The sequence below is a fragment of the Flavobacterium flavipallidum genome, assembly GCF_038289905.1.
GTDB lineage: Bacteria > Bacteroidota > Bacteroidia > Flavobacteriales > Flavobacteriaceae > Flavobacterium > Flavobacterium flavipallidum.
The window spans coordinates 1-23,103 of record NZ_JBBYHU010000045.1; the positions used below are offsets into that span (position 1 = coordinate 1).

At 32.0% G+C, this 23,103-nt stretch carries 21 protein-coding genes; 7 read left to right on the plus strand and 14 right to left on the minus strand.

Annotated features, from left to right (window positions below):
* Positions 1 to 136: 136 nt before the first annotated feature.
* The 3 genes from AAEO59_RS15385 to AAEO59_RS15395 are packed head-to-tail and all read right to left on the minus strand — an operon-like array spanning position 137 to position 2,532.
* Positions 137 to 1,264 carry a hypothetical protein gene (locus AAEO59_RS15385; RefSeq protein ID WP_341701636.1) on the minus strand — a complete coding sequence of 376 codons (1,128 nt, stop codon included), beginning with the start codon at positions 1,262 to 1,264 and terminating at the stop codon, positions 137 to 139.
* 58 nt (positions 1,265 to 1,322) lie between these two features.
* Entirely contained in the window at positions 1,323 to 2,228 is a 906-nt protein-coding gene (locus AAEO59_RS15390; protein ID WP_341701637.1) for a DUF5655 domain-containing protein, read from the minus strand.
* 34 nt (positions 2,229 to 2,262) lie between these two features.
* Complete coding sequence (locus tag AAEO59_RS15395; protein ID WP_341701638.1) at positions 2,263 to 2,532, minus strand: hypothetical protein; 270 nt, start codon at positions 2,530 to 2,532, stop codon at positions 2,263 to 2,265.
* A gap of 128 nt (positions 2,533 to 2,660) precedes the next feature.
* On the opposite strand from AAEO59_RS15395, the gene AAEO59_RS15400 reads away from it, so the two are divergent.
* Positions 2,661 to 3,140 carry a DNA N-6-adenine-methyltransferase gene (locus tag AAEO59_RS15400; RefSeq protein ID WP_341701639.1) on the plus strand — a complete coding sequence of 160 codons (480 nt, stop codon included), beginning with the start codon at positions 2,661 to 2,663 and terminating at the stop codon, positions 3,138 to 3,140.
* Positions 3,141 to 3,142: 2 nt separating this feature from the next.
* Here the strand turns inward: AAEO59_RS15400 and AAEO59_RS15405 are convergent, their stop codons facing one another.
* The 3 genes from AAEO59_RS15405 to mnmE all read right to left on the minus strand — a co-directional run bounded on the left by AAEO59_RS15405 (position 3,143) and on the right by mnmE (position 5,813).
* Positions 3,143 to 3,343 (minus strand): hypothetical protein, encoded by a 201-nt coding sequence (locus tag AAEO59_RS15405; protein WP_341701640.1) that lies wholly within the window; start codon positions 3,341 to 3,343, stop codon positions 3,143 to 3,145.
* A gap of 2 nt (positions 3,344 to 3,345) precedes the next feature.
* Positions 3,346 to 4,110 carry a DpnI domain-containing protein gene (locus AAEO59_RS15410; protein WP_341701641.1) on the minus strand — a complete coding sequence of 255 codons (765 nt, stop codon included), beginning with the start codon at positions 4,108 to 4,110 and terminating at the stop codon, positions 3,346 to 3,348.
* 299 nt (positions 4,111 to 4,409) lie between these two features.
* Entirely contained in the window at positions 4,410 to 5,813 is a 1,404-nt protein-coding gene (mnmE, locus tag AAEO59_RS15415; protein ID WP_341701642.1) for a tRNA uridine-5-carboxymethylaminomethyl(34) synthesis GTPase MnmE, read from the minus strand.
* 152 nt (positions 5,814 to 5,965) lie between these two features.
* Between mnmE and AAEO59_RS15420 the strand changes: the two genes are divergently transcribed.
* Positions 5,966 to 6,799, plus strand: coding sequence for a universal stress protein (locus AAEO59_RS15420; protein ID WP_341701643.1), 834 nt, complete (start codon positions 5,966 to 5,968; stop codon positions 6,797 to 6,799).
* Positions 6,800 to 6,869: 70 nt separating this feature from the next.
* Complete coding sequence (locus AAEO59_RS15425) at positions 6,870 to 8,642, plus strand: MutS-related protein (protein WP_341701644.1); 1,773 nt, start codon at positions 6,870 to 6,872, stop codon at positions 8,640 to 8,642.
* A 278-nt stretch (positions 8,643 to 8,920) separates the two neighbouring features.
* Here AAEO59_RS15425 and dnaN read toward each other — a convergent pair whose 3' ends face one another.
* The 4 genes from dnaN to AAEO59_RS15445 form a co-directional block, all read right to left on the minus strand.
* Positions 8,921 to 10,039 (minus strand): DNA polymerase III subunit beta, encoded by a 1,119-nt coding sequence (gene dnaN, locus AAEO59_RS15430; protein ID WP_341701645.1) that lies wholly within the window; start codon positions 10,037 to 10,039, stop codon positions 8,921 to 8,923.
* Positions 10,040 to 10,157: 118 nt separating this feature from the next.
* Positions 10,158 to 11,843 carry a gliding motility-associated ABC transporter substrate-binding protein GldG gene (gldG, locus tag AAEO59_RS15435; RefSeq protein ID WP_341701646.1) on the minus strand — a complete coding sequence of 562 codons (1,686 nt, stop codon included), beginning with the start codon at positions 11,841 to 11,843 and terminating at the stop codon, positions 10,158 to 10,160.
* The gene (gldF, locus tag AAEO59_RS15440; protein ID WP_341701647.1) at positions 11,843 to 12,568 is read right to left on the minus strand and encodes a gliding motility-associated ABC transporter permease subunit GldF; all 726 of its coding nucleotides are present in this window, start codon (positions 12,566 to 12,568) and stop codon (positions 11,843 to 11,845) included. The genes gldG and gldF overlap by 1 nt, the downstream gene beginning before the upstream one ends.
* Before the next feature lie 98 nt (positions 12,569 to 12,666).
* On the minus strand, positions 12,667 to 13,497 hold the full coding sequence (locus tag AAEO59_RS15445) for an SAM hydrolase/SAM-dependent halogenase family protein (RefSeq protein ID WP_341701648.1): 831 nt from the start codon (positions 13,495 to 13,497) through the stop codon (positions 12,667 to 12,669).
* A gap of 195 nt (positions 13,498 to 13,692) precedes the next feature.
* Between AAEO59_RS15445 and AAEO59_RS15450 the strand changes: the two genes are divergently transcribed.
* The 4 genes from AAEO59_RS15450 (at position 13,693) to AAEO59_RS15465 (ending at position 17,417) form a co-directional block, all read left to right on the plus strand.
* Positions 13,693 to 14,643 (plus strand): PhoH family protein, encoded by a 951-nt coding sequence (locus AAEO59_RS15450; protein ID WP_341701649.1) that lies wholly within the window; start codon positions 13,693 to 13,695, stop codon positions 14,641 to 14,643.
* 177 nt (positions 14,644 to 14,820) lie between these two features.
* Positions 14,821 to 15,651, plus strand: coding sequence for a Cof-type HAD-IIB family hydrolase (locus tag AAEO59_RS15455; RefSeq protein WP_341701650.1), 831 nt, complete (start codon positions 14,821 to 14,823; stop codon positions 15,649 to 15,651).
* A gap of 190 nt (positions 15,652 to 15,841) precedes the next feature.
* On the plus strand, positions 15,842 to 16,795 hold the full coding sequence (locus AAEO59_RS15460; protein WP_341701651.1) for a phosphoribosylaminoimidazolesuccinocarboxamide synthase: 954 nt from the start codon (positions 15,842 to 15,844) through the stop codon (positions 16,793 to 16,795).
* A gap of 184 nt (positions 16,796 to 16,979) precedes the next feature.
* Positions 16,980 to 17,417 (plus strand): doxx family protein, encoded by a 438-nt coding sequence (locus AAEO59_RS15465; protein WP_341701652.1) that lies wholly within the window; start codon positions 16,980 to 16,982, stop codon positions 17,415 to 17,417.
* Positions 17,418 to 17,613: 196 nt separating this feature from the next.
* Here AAEO59_RS15465 and AAEO59_RS15470 read toward each other — a convergent pair whose 3' ends face one another.
* The 4 genes from AAEO59_RS15470 to AAEO59_RS15485 all read right to left on the minus strand — a co-directional run.
* Entirely contained in the window at positions 17,614 to 17,997 is a 384-nt protein-coding gene (locus AAEO59_RS15470; protein ID WP_341701653.1) for a flagellar motor protein MotB, read from the minus strand.
* A 319-nt stretch (positions 17,998 to 18,316) separates the two neighbouring features.
* On the minus strand, positions 18,317 to 20,257 hold the full coding sequence (locus tag AAEO59_RS15475; RefSeq protein ID WP_341701654.1) for an OmpA family protein: 1,941 nt from the start codon (positions 20,255 to 20,257) through the stop codon (positions 18,317 to 18,319).
* Positions 20,258 to 20,268: 11 nt separating this feature from the next.
* Positions 20,269 to 21,177 carry a PorP/SprF family type IX secretion system membrane protein gene (locus AAEO59_RS15480; RefSeq protein ID WP_341701655.1) on the minus strand — a complete coding sequence of 303 codons (909 nt, stop codon included), beginning with the start codon at positions 21,175 to 21,177 and terminating at the stop codon, positions 20,269 to 20,271.
* A 62-nt stretch (positions 21,178 to 21,239) separates the two neighbouring features.
* A partial coding sequence (locus AAEO59_RS15485; protein WP_341701656.1) for a DUF7507 domain-containing protein occupies positions 21,240 to 23,103 on the minus strand: 1,864 nt, incomplete at its 5' end.

Sequence of the window (23,103 nt, forward strand, 5' to 3'; positions counted from 1 at the left end):
ATCCAAAACTGGGGATTAATCCTCAATCAGTTCTTAACTATATTTGAAAAAAGGGTTCAACTTTAATTAAAAGTCAAACCCCGTTATTTTTTTAACTTACACACTTTTTAGGATAGTGTCTTATATTTTTGCTTTTTTACCTGTAATAATAGTTAGTTTGTTTCGGTTTATGGAATTCTTCCCGGTCGTTTTCATTGAGTAATTCGTCTTCTCTGTTTATGAAGGGATCAAACCAATCGGCTTTTTCATTTGCCCACTTAATCCAGTCTTTTAATTCATTGGTAAGGCTATTTTCTTGTATAGCCTTTTGTTCTGTTGCATTTATAAAATTGCGGTATATTGTTGCTTTATCAAATTTTTCGGCATCTGAAAATAGTTTTTTGGTTTTAATTATTTCCTTTTCTTTTCGTGCTTTAAATTCTTGTTCGATTTTTTCTTCTTCTGCTCTTTGAATTGCGTGTAACCTGCATTCTTCCTGCCATGCTACCTCTTTATCGGCTTCTAATTCTAGTTTTGCCATTATTTTGGCTAATTGATTTTCTAACTTAACATTACCATCTTTCCATTCAATTGCTTTAAAACTTTCTCCAATTTTTATGAGTAAAACACCTGTTGGGATATAAGTTGATGTATCGTATTCTTTTAGAGGTGGTATTCTTTTTTGCACTTCACGAATATGAAAAGGAAATTCAATATCTCTTATTATTATATTAGGTCCCCAATTATTTCTATCTCTTTTGAACGAATGTCCTCTATATCTTATTAGCTTGATAAATGTATCCATTATACGCAATGCTCTATCCCAATTAGTTTCATCTACATTAATTGAAACATAATCTAATCTTTCATTACGATAGTAGCGCTCTTTTTTTCTTTTATCATGTATGAATTTAGTGTTCTGAATTAAAATATCAGGATTGCTTAGTTTTTCAGGCACAAGTAGAGGTGCTTTGGAATTACTTTCGATTTGTTTGGTGAGAATTGTTAATGGAGATTGATCGTAGCTTATTTTGCTATCTTTTTCCCGGTAGATTAAATCAAAAGATTGGTTTTCTGCGTTATCCACAGGAAGCTTTATGATACTTACTGGCTTATTGTATTTCAATTTACTCCAATACCCATTTGGTGGGATGGGAATATTATTTGTTTTACAAAGCTTCTTTAAGCCATCATAAGAATAGGCGTACTTTAGTGAAAGCGCAGTTAGAGATTCTTTCCAAACTAAGTCGTAAAGTTCTTGTCTTGTTAGTATTATCTTATCCATTCCTTTAATTATTTAAACTCAATAATTAAAGTTATAAAATATTATAATGGTATAGATGTTAATTAATTGCTTGCTTTATTAAGCTCATTATGTATTCGAGATTAGCAGTATTTGTAACGATGGTTTCGTAATCTCCATTTCCCCAATGGCCAGTTGCAGAAACATCTTTCATAATTCCTTTAGGGTCATCCAATTGTCCTTTTTTAAGGTTGATGAAAATTTTAAGCCCTTTTTTCATAATTACAATATCAGCAATGTTTTTGTTTTTTTTAAAAGCGATATATAACTTTTTAGGAACAATTTCAACATCATCCGTTAGGTTAAAAATGGCACTTTTAAAGGTTTCATATAATTCAGTAATTTCTTCTGAGCTTCCATTTAAATGGTCTTCTTCAGTATATACTTTGATTTCATCGGTTACCGATTTAATAACTGTATTTTGTTGTGTTAGTGGCTTAATACTCTCTGCTGATTTGGTTTTCTTAATAGGATTGATGCTGATTAAATCATTTTCATAGCGTTTTATTTCCCATAACTCAATAGCAATGTCCTTGAAATTGGTTGCTAGACGTTGATTTTCTGTAAAACTAGGAGAAACAAAAATCACTCTGGTTTGTGACCAGTCTATTGTGTTGCTGTGTAAGGTCTTGTTTAGTGTTTCGTTATAACACAATACAAAATCAGCTTTGTTTTCCAACATTAAGCTCAAGTAGGTAAAACCCTGGTCAACTACACTTGCATTTTTATCTCTTTTGTATTCAATGATTATAAAAGCATTTGATTGTGTATCATAAGCCAATGTATCAATGCGTTTTCCTTTAATACTAAACTCACTTTTTACCATTTCTAAGCCCGTAATTTGAAATAGGTTTTGCTCAAACAAGGTTTGTATTTCTCTTTCAAGTTTGAAAGGTTTTTCGATTAATTGCGAAACTTGGTTATGGTTGAGTTTGTATAAATTCATTCGATTGTTACTATTAGTTTTATTTTACTTGTAATTAGAATACATTTTCTGAAAAAGTCAAAATAGGGAGGTAATTTGCTGATTTTAGGTCATATTCCTCACAATATGCTGCCATCCATTTTTTAATATTCTTACTGTCTTCTATTGAAATATCTTCCGTAAAGTAATCTTTTAATTTTACTTCAAAGTAATATGCTGTTTTTGAATTTTCTTTTCCTTTTATTTTTGATTTGTGTTTGTGTTTAATGTATTCTATTTCGCCAAAATAAGAAGTCAAATGAAATGGTTTTGTTCTGCCCTCCAAATAGATAAATTTTTGCTAGAATTCTGCATATCAATTAGTTTTGGTTTTTTGTTTAATTTATTGAAAATGATCATTTTATAATTTGTTTTTTTAGAAAAATGATCTAATATTTGCAACAAATAAAATTTATGAATACATCATTTGAACGTTGCGAAAATACAAAAGTAGAATGGCTTACTCCACCCGAATTGGTTAAAAAATTAGGAGAATTTGACCTAGACCCTTGTAGTCCAATCGATGCTCCTTTTTTGCATGCTAAAAATAATTTTACCATAATAGATAATGGATTAAGTAAAAATTGGTTCGGTAGAGTTTATTTAAATCCACCTTATGGAAGAGGGATGGAATTATGGATTGAAAAATTAAAATTTCATGGAAATGGGATAGCATTAATTTTTGCAAGAACAGAAACGAAATGTTTTTTTGAACATATATGGAACGATGCAGATGCTGTATTATTTGTTAAAGGTAGAATTAGATTTTATCATGTTTCCGGAATTCAAGCAGGAACTCCAGGTGCTCCAAGTGTATTTATAGCTTATGGTAAAGAAAATGCTTTTGCTCTTAAAAATAGTGGTATTGAGGGACGATTTTTAGCATTAAAATAAAATTATGCTATTTCATAGCAAATAAATTCAGCAACATTAAATTCAGCGTCAATTATCCATGTGTTTTCAATTAATAGTTTTTTTAGTGCTTCATCTTCATTATTAACATCTTCAATAATTCCAATAACTTGCATATTTTCAACTTCTTCTCCATTTGGAGAAAATGTATTTCCTTCAGGTGTGATAAAAATATATTTCTTCATTTTTATGTTTTTTTGTAAATACCTCTTCCATTAAATTCAATTAAACCTTTGTCTCTTAAAAATTGTAATTGTTGACGAATTTTATCTTTAATGTGGTTGTTATTTGGGTATTTAATCATTAGCTCTTTTTCAAAATTATAAACTTCTTTCAATGTAAAATCTTTAGTTGGGATTTTTTCTATACAATTTAAAATATCTAATATCCATCCTTTTGATTCTATATTCTTTTCTCTTAAAAAGCGTGTTTTATTAAAAGCTTCCTGAACTAACTCTGGTTTAACAATGTTTGAATTATTGACTAAAAATATTTTTCCTAAATTAGAAATAGTAGAAATATCAATGTTGCATCCAATCCAACCTGCTCTTTTAGCAGTATCAGATAAGGGAGGTCTTTTAATAATAATTTCAGGAGTAAAAAACTGTTTTGGAATTATTAAGAAGTTATCTACTGTATTTTGTTTATTGTAAGTAAGAAAGAAAAAATTCGGATTCGAATTAGAAGTTATTCTTTGAATCATTGTGCTGTAAGCACCATCGTTAATAATTCCTCCTAATTTTCCGTTTTTACTTTTCAATTCAAATTCTTCAGCACATTTACTACAGTAAAAATCCGCTACAGGTCTATTGTTTTCATATTCAACAATAGGGTTTGCACCACAACAGGGACAATATGAATTTTCTTTAACCCAATTTTCGGTTAGAACTCTTGCTATTTGAGAATTACTAGAATATCCCTCTGCAAATTTCATATTAAAATTTAAATTCATTTTAATGTTTTTATATAAATAATAAATCTCTTTGCAGATTGTTTTGCGTTTATAAGTCTCTTGTTATTTTTCAAAAATAGTACTTTTTATTGGGGTTGTTTTGATTTTAGGGTTCTATTTTTTTAATTTTTTCTGTCAAGGATAGCAACGAAAAGCCCGTAAAGGAAAGAGGCTTTTTATAAAACAAACCCCAAAATAGCGACTAACAGAAGCTCTTTTTGGAGTTGTGTTTTATAGACTGTTTCCTGCGGACTTGTAGTGGATAGCCTGCCCGGACAGCCCTAAAAAAGATTATTTTTTTATTTCCCGATACAGAAGTTAGCAAAGATATTTCCAAGCAATTCGTCATTGGTGACTTGTCCGGTAATCATACCAAACTGGTACAAAGCCTCTTTGATATCAAGAGCCATGAGGTCGCTGGAAAGCCCGGTTTCTAAACCAAATTTTACTTTTTGTATTTCTTCTAATGCTTTAAGTAAAGAGTCGTAATGCCTTGTATTAGTTATAATTGTTTCGTTGTTACGTAATGCTCCGGTATTGACAAATGAAAGCAATTGATTTTTGAGTGCTTCGACACCAATATTTTGTTTGGCGGAAATTGCAATCAGTTGTGAGTTATCGGTTGTGAGTTTTTCTCTAATCGATGCGATTTCATTTTGAGAAATTTGATCGATTTTATTTAGAACAATTACCAAAGGTTTCAAAGGAAACTGGTTTTTTATTTTTTCGATTTCAATTTTCACTTTTGAGAGACTGTTAACTGTCAACTGAGAACTGTCAACTAGAAGTAAAACCACCTGTGCCTGCTCAATTTTTTCAAAAGTTTTCTTGATTCCAATGCTTTCTACCACATCCTGAGTTTCACGAATTCCAGCTGTATCAATAAAACGGAAACCAATTCCGCCAATGGTTAATTCGTCTTCAATGGTATCACGAGTGGTTCCGGCAATGTCTGAAACAATAGCGCGTTCTTCGTTTAAAAGTGCATTCAACAGTGTCGATTTCCCTACGTTCGGTTCACCAACAATAGCTACCGGAATTCCGTTCTTGATTACGTTTCCTACAGCAAAAGAATCAATCAGTCTTTTAAGTACAAATTCGATGCGATTAATCAATTCGTTAAACTGCGAACGGTCGGCAAATTCTACGTCTTCTTCAGCAAAATCTAATTCTAATTCGATCAAAGAAGCAAAATTCAATAATTCTTCACGTAGTTTGGCAATTTCATTCGAGAATCCGCCACGCATTTGTTGCATCGCAATTTGGTGACTGGCTTCATTGTCTGACGAAATCAAATCAGCAACGGCTTCGGCTTGAGACAAATCCAGTTTTCCGTTTAGGAAAGCACGCAATGTAAATTCGCCGGCATCGGCCATGCGACAACCTTTTCTTAATAATAATTGAATAATTTGCTGCTGAATATAAGTAGAACCGTGACAGGAAATTTCAACAGTATTCTCGCCGGTATACGAATTAGGGCCTTTGAAAACAGATACCAATACCTGATCCAGTGTTTTGGAGCCGTCAACAATATGTCCCAGATGAAGCGTGTGGGATTTTTGTTTAGTTAAATCTTTGTTTCGGATTGATTTAAAGACGCTGTTGACAATGTTGATGGCATCTGGTCCGGAAACACGTATAATGGCAATGGCGCCGGTACCTGAGGCTGTGGCTAGGGCTACTATGGAATCGTTGTTGAGCATTTTGTTCTGAATTGGCTGCAAAGGTACTAAATCCCGCTAAGTATTGTTTGTTCTACAAATAGAAAAGTTAAATCTGGAAATTACTGGGAAATAATGCGTTAAAATTGTATCTTTAAATCAGTTATTTGATGTTTAATTTTAACTGATTCCTAATGAAACGCATTTTATTTCCTACTGATTTTTCTGAAACCGCTACCAATGCTTTTGTACATGCTTTAGAATTTGCCAATAGTGTTGATGGAGAGTTAATTTTGTTACATGCCTTTGATTTACCGGTTTTTGACAGCCAGTATTTTCCGGAAAATTATATGTTGATATACGAATCGGTGGAGTTGACTCAATTTGAAGTTTTTAAAGACGAATTACCAAAGTTGCATGCTATTGCTCAGGAACGTAATTTGGATCATATCAAAATGATGCATCGTTTAATGGATGGGAATTTAGTAAGTACGATTCAAAAGGTTATTAAAGAAGATCAAATTGATTATATCATCATGGGTACCGAAGGTGAAAAAAGCTGGACCGAAGTGTTTTTAGGAACCAATACGACGGCTGTAATTTCGGATGTGGATATTCCCATTTTGAGTATTCCTGTTGAAGCTAAATACAAAACAATCAAAAACATTGGTTTTACAACCCGTTTTAGACCCAAAGACAAACCAGCTTTGAAACATGTAGTTGAAATTGCTAAAAAGATGAAGGCTAAAGTAAAATGTCTTTATGTAAAAACCGATGCTTCGGATGTTTCCAAAGAAACAATTAAAGAATGGGAAGCTGAATTTGCCAATGATCCTGTCGAATTTACAATCGTTTTTAGTGAAGAAGTCAAAGAAAGTATTCTTGATTTTGTGCTGTTTAAAGATGTTGATGTATTGATTATGTTGGCCTACAAACATAATTTTTTCAAAAGTTTGTTTCATCATAGTTTAACCAAGGATTGCACTGCACATTGGGAAGTACCAATTTTAGTTATTCCAATTCAATAAGTTTTATTTTAAGTAAAATTTGACTATTTAGAACAGTAGCTCCGTTATATTTGTATTTCATTTAGGAATTATGGATATATACCAATCAAAGAGTAGTCTTTTTACAGCCGAATTAAAAAAAATCAATACTAAATACAATTGGATAAGTATACTTCGATTAGCTAGTATTGCCGTCTTTTTATGCTCTTTTTATTATTATGTTCAGCAGTCATCAATTGTTTATTTGTTGATTGCCGGATTGTTTTTGCTTGTATTTATTGTTTTGATGCGTTTGCATTCTAAAATACAGTTTCAAAGAAATTGCACTCAGACACTATTCGATATTAACAAAGAGGAAATTGCTTTTTTAGAACGAAAAAATAATCCATTTGAAAATGGCTCCGAATTCATAGATTTTCATCATCCGTATGCCTATGATTTGGATATTTTTGGGGATAATTCCTTGTTTCAATATCTCAACAGAACCGCAACTTATGTTGGTAAACAAACTTTAGCGGATGCTTTATTAGCTAAAACTTCAAATAAAGGAATTTTAGATAATCAGGAAGCAATTAAGGAATTAAGCCCAAAAATAGATTTTCGTCAGGAGTTTTTTGCTTTGGCTAAAATAACATCAGATAAAAAAACGTTTTATCAATCGCTACTGAACTGGAGTAAATTTAATAGTGAATCCTTGCCAAAATGGACAATTGCATTTTCATACATAAGTCCGTTATTGTTTGTTTTAGGTTTGATAGCATATGCTTTTACATTAAATTTAGTTGTTCTCAAAAGTTTGAGCTATTTGTTTATACTTAATTTGATTGTTTTGGGACGTTTTTTAAAGCGTATCCAAATGGAAATTGCCCAATCGGATAATATTGATAAGATAATTGGCAATTACGGACTTTTACTTGAAAAAATTGAAAAAGAATCTTTCGCTTCCGCAAAATTAAATCAGTTGCAACAAAGGCTGCAATTAAAAAAAGAAGCTGCAAGTGTGCATTTAAAACAATTGTCTGAATTGTTTTCCAGAAATGATACAATTGCAAATTTGATAACAGCCACTTTATTCAACGGAACTTTTTTGTTTAATCTACATGTTTTAAAAGCCTTATTAGTTTGGAAAAAAGAACATGCTGCAGCATTGGAAGATTGGTTAGCGGTTATTGGTGAATTTGAAAAACTAAACAGCTTTGCGAATTTCTCTTATAATAATCCGGATTTTGCATATCCTGTTCTAAACACTGATTTTAAAATTGATTTTTCTAATTTGAGTCATCCTTTGTTGAATCCAAAATCGAGAATAGGGAATGATGTTGCGTTTTATCCGCAATCTTTTATGATTTTAACGGGTTCTAATATGTCCGGTAAAAGTACTTTTCTGAGAAGTTTAGGTATTAATATGGTTTTAGCCGGAACAGGATCAGTAGTTTGTGCTACTTTGGCAAATGTACATCCTTTGCCTGTTTTGGTTTCCATGCGACTTTCTGATTCTTTGTCTGATAGTGAATCTTATTTCTTTGCCGAAATTAAACGCTTAAAGCAAATTATGGACGCATTAGCTGTTGAACCTGCTTTTGTTTTGTTAGACGAAATTTTAAGAGGAACCAATTCAGATGATAAACGCAACGGAACTATTGAAGTGGTCAAAAAGGTAATTGATAAAAAAGCTGTTGGAGCAATTGCTACTCATGATATCGAAGTGTGTTTGACTACAAATGAATATCCTGATGTTTTAACCAATAATTGTTTTGAAGTTGAAATCAAAGACAATGATTTGCATTTTGACTATAAACTTCGAAACGGAATTTGTCAAAATAAGAGCGCTACTTTTTTAATGAAGAAAATGGAGGTAATTTAACCGTATTTTTTTTTAGGTTTAATAATCTGTGAAAATCCGTGTAATCTGTGGTTAATTTTTTTTTACCATAAAAAGTCATATCAGTTTTCAAAAAGACAATTACCGTAAATACAAAACGAAAAAAAAACCGCTTTTCAAGGAGGAATCGCGGTTTTTTTTAAATATAAAAAATGGTTGGTTAATTTCTTTTTTTGGTATGCAATGATAAGTATTATATTTTAATATCAAAAATATTTCATTGCAAATTTTATTAATTTCGTTTTTTTATCGAAAATATTTTAGCTATTTAGCATTACAGGCATTACAAGCATCGTAACTGTTTCACCTTCTTCTAATCCGTCAACAGGTGTAAGGATTCCGGCGCGGTTAGGTAATGACATTTCCAGCATAATCATGTCCGATTGTAAGTTAGTCAGCATCTCAGTAAGAAAACGAGAGTTGTAACCAATTTGCATATCGTCACCTTGGTAATCACAGGTTAATCTTTCTTCCGCTTTGTTAGAGTAGTCGATATCTTCGGCAGAAACATTTAATTCGGCTCCTGCAATTTTCAAACGAATTTGGTGTGTAGTTTTGTTAGAGAAAATCGCAACACGACGTACAGAACTCAAAAATTGAGAACGGTCAATCATTAATTTGTTTGGATTTTCTTTTGGAATTACCGCTTCGTAGTTAGGGTATTTTCCATCAATTAAACGACACATTAACACATAGTTATCAAATGAAAAAGTAGCATTCGAATCGTTGTATTCAATTTTTACTTCAGCATCAGAAGTAGAAAGAATATTTTTTAAGATATTTAATGGTTTTTTAGGCATAATAAAATCGGCAACGTGAGAAGCTGTTACATCGGTACGTGCATATTTTACTAATTTGTGAGCGTCAGTAGCTACAAAAGTCAAGCCTTGCGGCGAAAACTGGAAGAATACTCCTGACATCACCGGACGTAAATCATCGTTTCCGGCAGCAAAGATTGTTTTGCTTACTGCAGTAGCTAAAACGTCAGCAGGAACTAAAGTAACCGATGGTTCCTCTAAGTTGATTGCTTTAGGGAATTCTTCACCTGGAGCATAAGCAAGAGCATATTTTCCAGAGTTAGAACTGATTTCTATAGTGTTGTTTTCTTCAACTGTAAAAGTAAGTGGTTGTTCAGGAAATGTTTTTAAGATTTCCAAAAGTAATTTGGCCGGTACAGCAACACTTCCCTGACTTGTAGAATCGATAGACAAGGTAGCAGACATAGTGGTTTCTAAATCAGAAGAAGAAACCGTTAATACATTATTGTCTAATTCAAATAAGAAGTTATCTAAAATAGGCAAGGTATTGCTGCTGTTGATAACACTTCCTAAAACTTGTAATTGCTTTAATAAGTACGAACTCGATACTATAAATTTCATATGAAGATTATATTTGTTTTTTTATTGTAAAAGGTATCTTTTAATTAGAATTTGCTAATGATACATTTTTACAAATATATCGTAAACAAATCTAGTTTAGAAAAATTTTTATTAACATCTATCTGCTGTATTTTCGTTTTCTTAAAAAGCCAAAAGCGATTCCAAAAACACCTAAAATTACAATTGGAAGCCCGATAGTTAAGACTTGTGTCTGGGTATAGTTTTCATATACTTTTTCTTTGTCTAATAAAGGCAGGTCTAAATCTTTAGAACGAATGTTAATAAGTCCGTTGTCGTCAAGCAAATAATTGACGCAGTTTAACAGAAAATCTTTGTTGTCATAAAGATTTCCTGAACGTTGATCAAAACCTAATTCTACAGGAGCATAATTTTTATCCAATTGATTTTTGATGATATCTCCGTCAGAAATGACAATCATTTTGTTGCTTTTTCCCTGAGCTTCAAAATTATTTTGGTTAAAAGCTAAAACACGGTTTTGAAATGCCGAATGAAAGTTGCCTTCTAATAATACCGCCATAGGAAGGTTTCCGGTATTGATATAATGATTTGGGCTGGTTTCTTCGGTAACAATATTCAAATTGATTTCGGCTGGAGTTCCTAGTTTTTTAGAATATTGTGAAGAATGTAATAAAACGGTTTTTTTGATACCGTTTTTTAAAGTATCAATCGGACTGGCAAAGTCAAATTTAATTCCGCCAAGATTTTTTACAATTGGGTGTTGGCTTTCCGGATATACTAATGGAGCAAATTTCCAATTGAAAGCCTGGTATTGAGTGGAGCTGCCTTGCTCTCCGGTAGCCAATTTAATTGGGCTGCCGCTTTCGTCTTTTACAATATCCGGATTGATACGAATACCGTATTTAAAAAACATATCGTTTAAATTCAGGTTTCTTGGGAAAACTAACATAGATCCTGCGTCATTGTAAAGGCTGTCCATCTCAGCAGAAGTTTGATCTAGTAGCCACATACTTTTTCCGCCATTCATTACAAATTGATCGAGAACCTGTTTTTCGGCATCAGTGAAAACTTCTGTTGGTTTAGCAATGATTGCCAAATCGTATTTTTTTAAAGCTTCTAAGGTACCAATTGGGTTTTTAGAAACAGAATCCAGTGTAAAAGGACCAATGTGGTAGCTTTCTCTTATTTGCAATAAAAATTTAGCGATAGAAACATCTTGAATTTCACCATTCCCTTTTATTACAGCAATTTTTTTCTGTTTTTCTATGGTAATTTTATTTAGAGCATCGGCGATGGAATATTCTAAATGTTGAACCGATCCAATCACTTTTTCGGTTGTTGAAGCTCCCATTATGTTTTTCAATAAAGGAATGTTGACTTCTTTATTGTGATATACAGCAATAGCCCATGGAAATACCATTTCCTGAGATTGTTTTCCTTTATCATCAACAGTGATGTTTACAGGCGTCAGACCTTTCATGTACAGGTTTTTAATATTGTCCATGCTTTCGTCTTCGTTTTCTAAAGGATTTACAAATTCGAAAATAATATTCGAATTGTAAGCTTGAAATTCTTCCAGTAATTCTTTAGTTTCCTGTTGTAGTCGTTTAAATTCAGCAGGTAAATCACCTTCCATATATATTTTTATCGAAAGCGGTTCTTTGACCTGTTTGATGATATTTAATGACGTTTGTGAAAGTGTATAACGATGATCATTTGTTAGATCAAATCGATGAAAAAAACTACTGCCAATGATGTTAATGATAACTAAAACAGCAATTGTAATTACTACCGATTTAAGATTTCTTTTTTTAGCAGCTATCATTACAATTTAAAAGATTTAAGTTGGTAAACAGTAAAAGAAAGAAAAGCCGTTGTAAGGCTGATAAAATAAATTAAATCTCGGGTGTCTATTACGCCACGGCTCATACTCTTGAAGTGATTTTGCATTCCAAAAGAGGAAATCATTGTTGAAATTGAAGGTGTAATTGTAGCAAATCCTTCGAATCCAAAATAGAAGAAGAAACACAAAAATACAGCAAGTATAAAAGCAACAATTTGGTTATCGGATAGGGTAGAAGTAAAAATTCCAATTGAAGAATAAGCAGCTATTAAAAACAATAATCCAAAATAAGAACCAATGGTGCTTCCCATATCAATATTTCCTTCTGGCATCCCTAAATTAGAAATTACCTGAACATAAATGAAACTTGGAATAATAGCGATAATTATTAAAAGAAGTGCACCAAGAAATTTACCTCCGGCTATTTGCCAAACGGATAGTGGTTTTGTGAGTAATAATTCCAATGTTCCTTGTTTTCTTTCGTCAGAGAAAGAACGCATGGTTACTGCCGGAATTAAGAAAATTAAAATCCAAGGAGCTAATGAGAAAAAAGGAGTCATGTCGGCAAATCCTGAATTTGGAATATTGTAGTCGCCTTCAAATACCCACAGAAATAATCCGTTGATGATTAGAAAAATGGCGATAACTAAATAACCTATTGGTGAACCAAAAAAGGATTTAATTTCACGTAATAATAAGGCTTTCATTTATTGAGTTATGGGTTGTGAGTTATTTTTTTAAATTCTGTTTTAAATTCTGCAATTGCGTTCTGCCTTCTGAAATCTGAAATCTGAAATCTGAAATCTTAATTCTTAAATTCTATAGTAACGGTATCACGATAGTTCAAACCTAAAAGACTATTAGCTGAACCTACCTTAGAAGGATTGCTTCTAAAAATGGCAATTTCCAGATAGCCTGCTTCATTAAAAATGGCGAGTTTTTCTCCTTCATAAGTCTTTATAGGATATTTGTCAGATATAGCAATAGCTGAATAATTAGGTAAGATGGTTTTGATATTTTTTGTTTTCATCTTGATTTCATACGGACGGCCTTTAGCTACTTCAAGAAATTGCTTTTTGGTAATATTGGTCACCACATTTCCAAAATGATCAATATAAATCACATGCCCTTTTAGACTATTGTTGTCGTTTGATGCGACTGCTTTCATTTCAGTGACTTCTTTAACTGAATTGATTTCTTTGCCAATAACGTTTAGCAAACCACCACGGGCGATATGGCAGGCAACGGTCACAAAAACATCTAATCCCGAAGCATCACTTGGTAAACGGTCATGAATATTGATAGCAACAATTTTCTGTGGTACAATCTTTTGCGAAAGCATACTCAGGATGCCATTATCGGCAGCAATAAAGTAAGAATCGTTCCATTGCATCACAATGTGAAGATTTTCTTTATTTAATTCCATATCTACTCCTATAAGATGAACGGTTCCTTTTGGGAAACTGGAATAAGATGCACCAATAATGTAACTGGCTTCTACTATGTTAAACGGATCTATATCGTGCGAAATATCAATAATTTGGGCCTCTGGATACTCAGATAAAATTTTCCCTTTCAAAGAACCCACAAAGTGATCTTTCAAGCCGTAATCGGTAGTAAGGGTAATTATTGACATATTTTTGTTTATAACTATTGGTAATACCTAAAGGTAATTTTCATTAAATTTGAGATATGCAAAGCTAATAATAGTAATTTCAAAAAAGCAAAAAAGCAGAAATAAATTATAAATAGTAACCAAATAAAACCAGGATGAAAATGCATTTTGGAGGAGAATTTTAATTGATTTAATAATACTAAAAAATTATATCCTTTGAACGAAAGAATTATCGAGCTCATAGACATCGCTCCAAAAGAGTTTTGGGGTGCTCAAGACTCTCATCTTGAAACCATTAAAAAATATTATCCAAAATTAAAAATTGTTGCCAGAGGAACAACGATAAAAGCATTTGGAGAAAAAGACATATTGGACGAGTTCGAAAGGCGTTTTCAAAGATTGATGCTTCATTTTACACGTTATAACAATATTGATGACAATGTAATTGAGAGAGTAATCTTGGGAGATGTACAGGACGACAAAAGAATGAGTCCAAATGACAAAATTTTAGTGCATGGAGTAGGAGGTAAAATTGTAAAAGCAATGACTCCTAACCAACAATTATTAGTTGATACTATTAATAAAAACGACATGGTTTTTGCGGTTGGTCCAGCTGGTACGGGTAAAACTTATACCGGAGTAGCAATGGCTGTAAAAGCTTTGAAAGAAAAACAGGTAAAACGTATTATTTTGACTCGTCCGGCTGTAGAAGCTGGGGAAAATTTAGGTTTTCTTCCGGGAGATATGAAGGAAAAACTAGATCCTTATATGCAACCCCTTTATGATGCGTTACGTGATATGATTCCGAACGAAAAATTGGAAGATCATATTGCAAAAGGAATTATCCAAATAGCGCCATTGGCATTTATGCGTGGGAGAACACTGGATAATGCTTTTGTGATTCTGGATGAGGCTCAAAATACCACGCACTCACAAATGAAGATGTTTTTAACCCGTATGGGAAAGAATGCTAAATTCATGGTAACCGGAGATCCTGGACAAGTGGATTTACCTCGAAGAACTATTTCAGGATTAAAAGAAGCATTATTGGTTTTAAAAGACATTGAAGGAATTGGAATAATTTATCTTGACGACAAAGACATCGTACGCCACCGATTAGTTAAAAAAGTAATTGATGCTTATAAGTATACTGAGAATATTGATTAAAATTAGATTACTGTAAGATGTTTTTAAGACGACTCCGAATAGAGTCGTCTTTTTTTTAATAATGTTTCAACGATATTAAAATTAGCAATACGTTAATTTGCTGTTATTTCAATACTTATTTAGTGTGCTATCTCTGTGTTTTAGGTATTTTTGCAATTCATTAGAGTGAAAGAGAATATGATAAAAGAAAATATAAAAGTAATCATCAGTGATTTAGACGGAACATTACTCAATAAAGACCACAGGATTTCAGATTATACTAAACAGGTTTTTAAAGAATTGTATGAACAGGAATATTTGATAATTGTGGCTACAGGTCGTCATCACTTGGATGCGATGCCAATAATTGAAACCTTAGGCTTTCCTATTTATTTAGTGACTTCAAATGGTGCCCGAATTCATGCACCAAACAAAGAATTGATTTTTGCAACCAATATGGATAGCGAAGCCGTGAAATCGGTTTTGGCGATGGATATTCCGGCTGAATACACAACAGTTCTTTTTAAGGAAAATGTTTGGCAGACTAATAAACACAACGATAAATTACTGGAATTCCAAACGGAACTGAATTACGTTCCGGAATTAGTAAACTATAAAGAAGTGACCGATTTTGATGCAATTAAAATATTTTTCACCCACGAAAGTCACGGAAAATTAATCGAATTAAGAGAAATGATTCTGGAGAAATATCCGGATATTTTTAGTCATGCTTTTAGTTTGCCGCATTGTTTGGAGTTCATGGATAAATCGGTAGATAAAAGTGTAGCGATTAAACGCATTTTAGAAAAAGAAAACTATCAATTTCATCAGGCGGTTTCTTTTGGAGATGGTTATAACGATGAAGGCATGTTAAATGCTACTTCAAAAGGTTTATTGATGGGAAATGCACCTGACAGTTTGAAAAATAAATTAGCGCATTTAGAGGTAATATCTACAAACTATGAAGATGGTGTGGCTAATTATTTGACAGATAACATTTTGAATAATATTAGTTTGGAAGCTAAATAAAAAAAATTAACCGCAAAGATTACAAAGTCCTTCGACAAGCTCAGGATGACACAAAGATCACAAAGATTTAAAAAAAATCTGTGGTAATCTGTGAAATCTGTGGCAAAAATTATAGAATACTTTCTTTTTTTTTCTGTCTAAAATAATCCTAAATTTGCAACCTAATAAAATCAACGCAATATCTATCTAAATGAGTAATACAATCAGAACGACCAATTTTAATTTTCCAAATCAAAAATCGGTTTACAGAGGTAAAGTAAGAGAAGTTTATAATATCAATGATGATTTATTAGTAATGGTGGCAACCGACAGGCTTTCGGCTTTTGATGTGGTTTTGCCAAAAGGAATTCCGTACAAAGGACAAATACTAAACCAAATCGCTACTAAATTCATGGAATTGACTCAGGATATTGTACCAAACTGGTTGATTGCTACTCCGGATCCAAGTGTGGCTGTAGGTCATTTATGTGAGCCTTTCAAAGTAGAAATGGTTATTCGTGGTTATTTATCAGGGCATGCTTCACGCGAATATGCTGCTGGTAAAAGACAAATTTGTGGAGTTACAATGCCTGAAGGCTTAAAAGAAAATGATAAATTTCCGGAACCAATTATTACGCCAACTACTAAAGCTGATAATGGTGAACACGATGCCGATATATCAAGAGAAGATATTTTGGCAAAAGGAATTGTGAGCGAAGAGGATTATTTAGTTTTAGAAAAATATACCAGAGCTTTGTTTCAAAGAGGTACTGAAATTGCAGCAAGCCGCGGATTGATTTTGGTGGATACCAAATATGAATTTGGAAAAACTAAGGATGGAAAAATTGTATTGATTGACGAAATTCACACTCCGGATTCTTCCCGATATTTTTATGCTGAAGGTTTTGCTGAAAGACAAGAAAAAGGGGAGGAGCAAAAACAATTGTCTAAAGAGTTTGTACGTCGTTGGTTAATTGAAAATGGATTTCAAGGTCAAGAAGGGCAACAAATTCCTGAAATGACAGATGCGTATATTGAAACGGTTTCTGAAAGATATATCGAATTATACGAAAATATTATTGGAGAAAAATTTGTAAAAGCTGATATTTCCAACATCAACGAAAGAATTGAAAAAAATGTTTTGGCTTATTTGTCTAATATGTAATAATTGATTCAAGATTAAAATTTTAAAAAGCAGTTTGAGATGAATTTTCAAACTGCTTTTTTTATAAAGTTTTTTAAACTAAAGTTTATTTCAAAAAAAATACTTAGGGTGTTTCAATGTTTAAGTGTACCTATTTATAGAGCAAAAAAAAGGACTTATATAAAGACAAACTAATCTATAAATTATGAAAAAAACTCAAGTTGTTTTATCGGAAGGATTTACAAGTAATCGTTTAATTATCTTTTCTATAGGTATAGTTTATTTTGTATTTGGTCTGTTGAAATTTTTTCCCAATTTTAGTCCTGCTGAAGATATTGCTAAAAAAACAATAGATGTTCTGATTAATAATAGTGTACATTCAGATATTTCATATTTGGTTTTAGCTATGTGGGAAACATTAATAGGTTTGTTTTTTATTATAAATTATAAACTGCGAACAGTTACGATTTTAGCAATTATTCATTTAAGTTTAACATTTTCTGTGTTTTTTATTTTTCCGGAACTTTCGTTTAATCAAAGTCCTTTTAGTTTTACATTATTAGGACAGTATATTGTGAAAAATATTGTTATTTTAAGTGTACTTGTAAGTTTATTGATAAATAATAGAACTGTTGATAATTGATTTTTGACTCAAAGATATTGAATGATTTAAAGTTTTTATTTCTATTTGATTTCTGATTTAAATTTGATTAATAGCAAATGTCTTTTTTCAAAATACTTTCAGTTTGCTTTATTTAAAAGTTAAAAAAAAAACAGTTGCGTATATTTTGCAACTGTTTTTTTTGGTTTTTGGTTAAACAATTTTGTTGTCTAAATAATTATTTGGTGTTTGTGGTTTTTAATTTCAGTTTTAATTTTTCCAGAATATAATTTGCTTTTTCGTTATCACCAATTGCTAACAATGCTTTAGCATATTGGTCGTAGTATAATGCGTCTAAGTCATATGTTAATAAAAAAAGTTCTCCATACCATTTAGCAGCTTTTTCCATGTTCATATCAGCAAAAAAGGCGTTACCCAGTTTTTCAAATAAATCGATAGATTTATAGCCTTTTTCGGCTATCCTTTCGTATGTTTTAGTTACGTTTACATATGCATAATGTTCACCTATTTTTTCAGTGATGTATACTTTTGGACTTTGAGCTTGTCCAATTTGAGAAAACAGACCTAATAAAATAAAAAAAAGAATTGCTGTTATTTTCATATTGTAGTTATGTAAATATTATTCGTTTAATTTTATTTATATTGTTTTTAATTATTATAAAAATTGCATTATATGTAAAAATAATAAATTTTGTTGCTGGTAAATTTAATAGAAATATTTAAACAAATTACATAACGATCTTTTTTTTGTTAATTTTTTTAACAATCTTCTTTATTTGTAGTTTTGATATTGTTAAAATTAAAATAAGAAGTTTTAATTTCTTTATTTTACAAGTTGTTGATTAGGAGTTGTCTATGTTTTATTTATAAAAAAACCTCGAATTATGAATTCGAGGTTTAAACTATAAGTTATTTATTTCCTAAAGAGCAGTGATAATAAATTCACTTCTACGGTTCATCTGATGTTCTTCTTCGGTACATTTTACACCATCAGCACATTTATTTACTAATTGTGTTTCACCATAACCTTTACCAGTTAAACGATCTGCGCTTACACCATTTTTGATTAACCAAGCAATTGTAGATTTGGCTCTTCGATCAGATAAAGCTTCGTTGTATTTAAATGAAGCACGGCTATCTGTATGAGAACGTATGTCTAATTTCATGCTTGGATACTGATTTAAAACATCTAATATCTTTTCTAAATCCAGAGCTGCTTCAGTTCTTATATTCGATTTGTCTAAGTCAAAATAAATATTTCTAATTCCAAAACATTTTCCTAAATCATCCCCAATAGTTACTTTACACTGATCTTTTTCTAACTCAATAGGTAGATGTGTCTTACCATTTTCATAAGGTACTGTAACTTGTTTTTCATTGGTACCATATCCTTCTTTTTCAGCTCTAACAGTGTACATTTTACTGCATTCAACTATAAAACTATAAGCGCCTTTATCATCAGCATTAATGGTTTTTAAAACGTTCATTTTTTTATCAAACAATGTAACTTTAGAATTAGGAAGAGGTAGTTTAGAATCTAAGTCTGTGATTTCCCCGTATAGTTCTTGTTCACAAATTAGTTTTTTAGTTTCTAAAAATTTGTAAATATCGTCAAAACCTTGTCCGCCATCTCTGTTAGATGAAAGGAATCCTTTTCTTGAATTGCTATCAATGATGTATGCAAAATCATCTTTTGGAGAGTTAGCATCCATACCAACATTTTGAACTTTATTTAATGAACCGTCATCATTAATTTTTGAAACAAAAATATCAAGTCCTCCAACTCCAGGATGTCCATCAGATGCAAAATAAAGTTCGTTTTCCTGACTTACAAAAGGAAAAGTTTCTCTTCCTTCCGTATTTATTCCAGCACCTAAATTTACCGGAGTTCCAAAAGTTCCATCTTCATTAATTTGTACTTTGAAGATGTCAGACATTCCTAAAGTTCCCGGCATATCTGATGCAAAATAAAGTGTTTTTTCATCAGGGCTCAATGTTGGATGAGCGGTACTGTAATTATTACTGTCGAAAGGTAATTCCTGAATATTAGTCCAATTCTCTCCGTCTAAAGTAGCTTTGTATAATTTTATTAAAGTAATCCCACTTTCATTTTTCCCTTTTTTACCATTCATATAATTATTTCTGGTAAAATAAACTGTTTTTCCGTCTTTAGTAAAAACTGGAGTAGCTTCGTTAAATTTAGAATTTAGTTTTCTAAAAGCTTTAACAGGATTCGAAGGAGACATCTGCTCATCTAAATCCGCACTATATAAATTTGTAAAATGTTGATCAGTCCAGGAGTGTTTTCTCTGACCTATGCTTCCAGTATCTCTTGCCGAAGTAAATACAATTTTGTTATTGTAAATAGATGAACCGTAATCAGAATATTGCGAATTGATACCAGCATTTTCTATTTTGTGCCTCCCGGAATTTGCTTTAATTTCATCCAGATAATTAGTATTAGCTTTAAATAATTTTGCTCTACTATCATTAGAAGAAATTTTGTCAAACTCTTTTAATATTTGATCTGCTTTACTGTTTTCGCCAATTGCTCGTAGTGATTGAGCATAACGGTAATAGTATGTAGGTTCGATAACTGTATCTGGCATAGCAAAAAGTTCAGTATACCATTTTACAGCTTTATCTAACTCACCATTAAAGTAGTATGCATTTGCAATTTTTTGAAACATAGGAGCTGATTTATATCCTTTTTCAGCAACTTTTTCATAGGTCTTAATGGCATCTATATAGGCATAGTTGTCATATTTTTTATCGGCATTGGCCAGCTTAGCTTCTTGGGAATAAATGTTAAATGAACAAACACTTATCATAGCTATACAAAGGAGTATATTTCTTTTCATGATAATCGTATTTAGAAGAATCTTGGGGTAGTAATTTTATTGTTTTTCTTGAATATTTCATATCTCAAGAAAACCTCATGAGAACCAGAATTGTAATTATCTAATTTAGTTGTTTCTAAATCATAACCATAGCCTATATAGAGAGCATCAGAAACTTGGAATCCAGCCATCGCACTTGCAGATGCGCTCCAACGATAAGCCAGTCCTAAAGTAAATTTATCATTGAATAAAAAGTTTCCTGAAACATCAACCTGTAGCGGTGCTCCCTGAACCATCTTAGTTAATAATGCTGGTTTGAATTTAAGATTGTAACTCAAATCCATTACATAACCAGCTATTAAATAATAGTTCATTTTTTCTTTGTATACTTTAGTGTCGTTATCATCATATCGATTAGATTCTATAAAATTAGGAATTGAAAGTCCAACATATGCTTTATCTGAATGTAGATAAATACCCGCACCAATATTTGGTGAAATAGCATTATTGTATCCATAAAGTTTAGGGTCAACTTGATCAGGATTTAATCTGCTTGGATCTAGATCAAAAAGATTTACAGATGCTTTAACACCAAATGAAAGTTTTACATTTTCAGATGTAGGTATTGTGTAAGATAAATCAGTTGAAATAGTGTTTTCATGAGTTGGTCCAATTTTATCATTAATAATGGATACACCTAAACCTAATCGGCTACTGTTGAATGGAGTATTAATCGAAACAGCGTTTGTAGTAGGAGCTCCATCAAATCCGACCCACTGTGTACGATGTAAGGCAAATATACTCATTGCACCTCTTGAACCAGCATAAGCAGGATTAACATTAATAGTGTTGTACATATATTGTGTAAATTGTGCGTTTTGTTGTGCATAACTTACCAATGTTGCAAACATTAAACTGATTACTAGTAGTTTTGTTTTCATTTGGCTTCTTTTTTAAATCCAGAGGCTTTTCAAAGCCTCTGGTATGTTAGAATTGGAGTTTATTATCTAGTCAGGTACAAATAACCTTGTTGTCTTTTAGGGATCGTTTCACCTTGTAAACCTACTGCAGTATAGTTTAAGATATAAAAATAGGTTCCTGTAGGTAATCCAGCTCCTTTATCGACAGTTACTCTTCCCTCAGAGAAGCCTTTGAAAGCTTTATCTTGATTATTATATCCTTTCACTTCATAGACTAATACTCCCCATCTGTTATAGATTTCAACTGAATTTTCAGGATAACATATAGTATCGTCAATGTTATCAATTTTGAAGAATTCATTTGTATCATCATTATTAGGTGTAAATGCATTGTGTACAAGGATTGTACCGCAACCTAAAACTCCAGCTTTTTCAACCGTTACGCTATCTTCAGCATTTATAGGCGTATTATTAGGAGTAACACCATTTGCAGTAGCAATATTGATAATGCTTTCTCCTCTTAAGTCTTCTAATGTAACAGTGTGGGTTTGTGTAAATTCTTTAGATTGTCCTGGATTCAATACAAATGCTTCGTTTGTAGTGTCTAAACCTGTCATAGGATCTTTAACAATAATATTGTTAATTGACACATTACCAGTGTTAGTTACTATTATTGTATAATTAATAATATCTCCAACAAAACTATATACATCACTACTTGTATCTCGACTTAGAACTGTTGCCGTTTTATCTAGAATCAAGCCTGGATTTTGTGGTAAAATTGTAATAGTACAATCTGTACATTCTGGATCTTTAGGACATGTTGTACAAGGTGTAGGATCTGAGGAAGTATCAGTTACTGTTACATTTTCAGGATCTTTAGCATTGGTTAATGCTAAATTGTAATAAAAACCTTTGTTTATATCATCCTGAGTAATTGCATGTACGCCACTAAATGTACTAGTGTCAGAAGCACCAGGTGCTAATGTAGCAATTGGGCCACCAATTACATTTGCTTTATTATCAGTAATTGTAACATTTGTTAAAGTAACATTACCTGTATTTTTAACTGTAAAGTAATAAACTATATTATCTCCAATATTAGTAATATTATCTTCATTGTTATCTACATATCTTGCATCTTTAAGAATTTCAATACCGGATTCAGTTATTTCGTAACTATTAACAATACTACAGCTGTTGTTTTTGTCTTTTATGGTTACCGTATAAATCCCTTTTGGTAAACTACTAATGTCTTCTGTCGTAGCACCATTTGACCATGAGAATGAATATGGGGCAGTACCACCTTGTACAGTAACATTAATTGCACCATTACTACAACCAACACAATTGTTATTGTTAGTAATTATAGCAGTTGCACTTAAAGCTGCACTTGGTTGAGAGATAGTTACCTGAGCAGTAGCAGTACAAGTTTGACCTTGGTTACCACCGGGAGCGATAGCCGTTAAGGTATAAGTTCCTGCAACTAAACCAGTATTTGAAACTACCTGATTATTAGAATTTCTGATTACAACAGTTGAACCGGCACTATTAGTTACAGTAATCGAACCATTAGATTCACCGAAGCAAGAAGCATTAGTAGCGATTCCGCTTACAGATACAGCTATTTGCGGTTGAGAGATAGTTACCTGAGCAGTAGCAGTACAAGTTTGTCCTTCGTTACCACCAGGAGCAGTAGCTGTTAGGGTATAAGTTCCTGCAACTAAACCAGTATTTGATACTACTTGGTTATTTGCATTAGTTATTACTACAGTTGAACCAGCACTTTTAGTTATGGCAATCGAACCATCAGCCTGACCGAAACAAGAAGCATTAGTAGCGATTCCGCTTACAGATACAGCTATTTGCGGTTGAGAGATAGTTACCTGAGCAGTAGCAGTACAAGTTTGTCCTTCGTTACCACCAGGAGCAGTAGCTGTTAGGGTA

Coding starts and splice junctions, on each gene's coding strand:
- AAEO59_RS15480 (WP_341701655.1), bottom strand. CDS start 21,177: ATGAAAACAAAACTACTAGTAATCAGTTTAATGTTTGCAACATTGGTA.
- AAEO59_RS15455 (WP_341701650.1), top strand. CDS start 14,821: ATGATAAAAGAAAATATAAAAGTAATCATCAGTGATTTAGACGGAACA.
- AAEO59_RS15475 (WP_341701654.1), bottom strand. CDS start 20,257: ATGAAAAGAAATATACTCCTTTGTATAGCTATGATAAGTGTTTGTTCA.
- mnmE (WP_341701642.1), bottom strand. CDS start 5,813: ATGCTCAACAACGATTCCATAGTAGCCCTAGCCACAGCCTCAGGTACC.
- AAEO59_RS15410 (WP_341701641.1), bottom strand. CDS start 4,110: ATGAATTTAAATTTTAATATGAAATTTGCAGAGGGATATTCTAGTAAT.
- gldF (WP_341701647.1), bottom strand. CDS start 12,568: ATGAAAGCCTTATTATTACGTGAAATTAAATCCTTTTTTGGTTCACCA.
- AAEO59_RS15400 (WP_341701639.1), top strand. CDS start 2,661: ATGAATACATCATTTGAACGTTGCGAAAATACAAAAGTAGAATGGCTT.
- dnaN (WP_341701645.1), bottom strand. CDS start 10,039: ATGAAATTTATAGTATCGAGTTCGTACTTATTAAAGCAATTACAAGTT.
- AAEO59_RS15465 (WP_341701652.1), top strand. CDS start 16,980: ATGAAAAAAACTCAAGTTGTTTTATCGGAAGGATTTACAAGTAATCGT.
- AAEO59_RS15470 (WP_341701653.1), bottom strand. CDS start 17,997: ATGAAAATAACAGCAATTCTTTTTTTTATTTTATTAGGTCTGTTTTCT.
- AAEO59_RS15390 (WP_341701637.1), bottom strand. CDS start 2,228: ATGAATTTATACAAACTCAACCATAACCAAGTTTCGCAATTAATCGAA.
- AAEO59_RS15420 (WP_341701643.1), top strand. CDS start 5,966: ATGAAACGCATTTTATTTCCTACTGATTTTTCTGAAACCGCTACCAAT.
- gldG (WP_341701646.1), bottom strand. CDS start 11,843: ATGATAGCTGCTAAAAAAAGAAATCTTAAATCGGTAGTAATTACAATT.
- AAEO59_RS15425 (WP_341701644.1), top strand. CDS start 6,870: ATGGATATATACCAATCAAAGAGTAGTCTTTTTACAGCCGAATTAAAA.
- AAEO59_RS15385 (WP_341701636.1), bottom strand. CDS start 1,264: ATGGATAAGATAATACTAACAAGACAAGAACTTTACGACTTAGTTTGG.
- AAEO59_RS15460 (WP_341701651.1), top strand. CDS start 15,842: ATGAGTAATACAATCAGAACGACCAATTTTAATTTTCCAAATCAAAAA.
- AAEO59_RS15445 (WP_341701648.1), bottom strand. CDS start 13,497: ATGTCAATAATTACCCTTACTACCGATTACGGCTTGAAAGATCACTTT.
- AAEO59_RS15405 (WP_341701640.1), bottom strand. CDS start 3,343: ATGAAGAAATATATTTTTATCACACCTGAAGGAAATACATTTTCTCCA.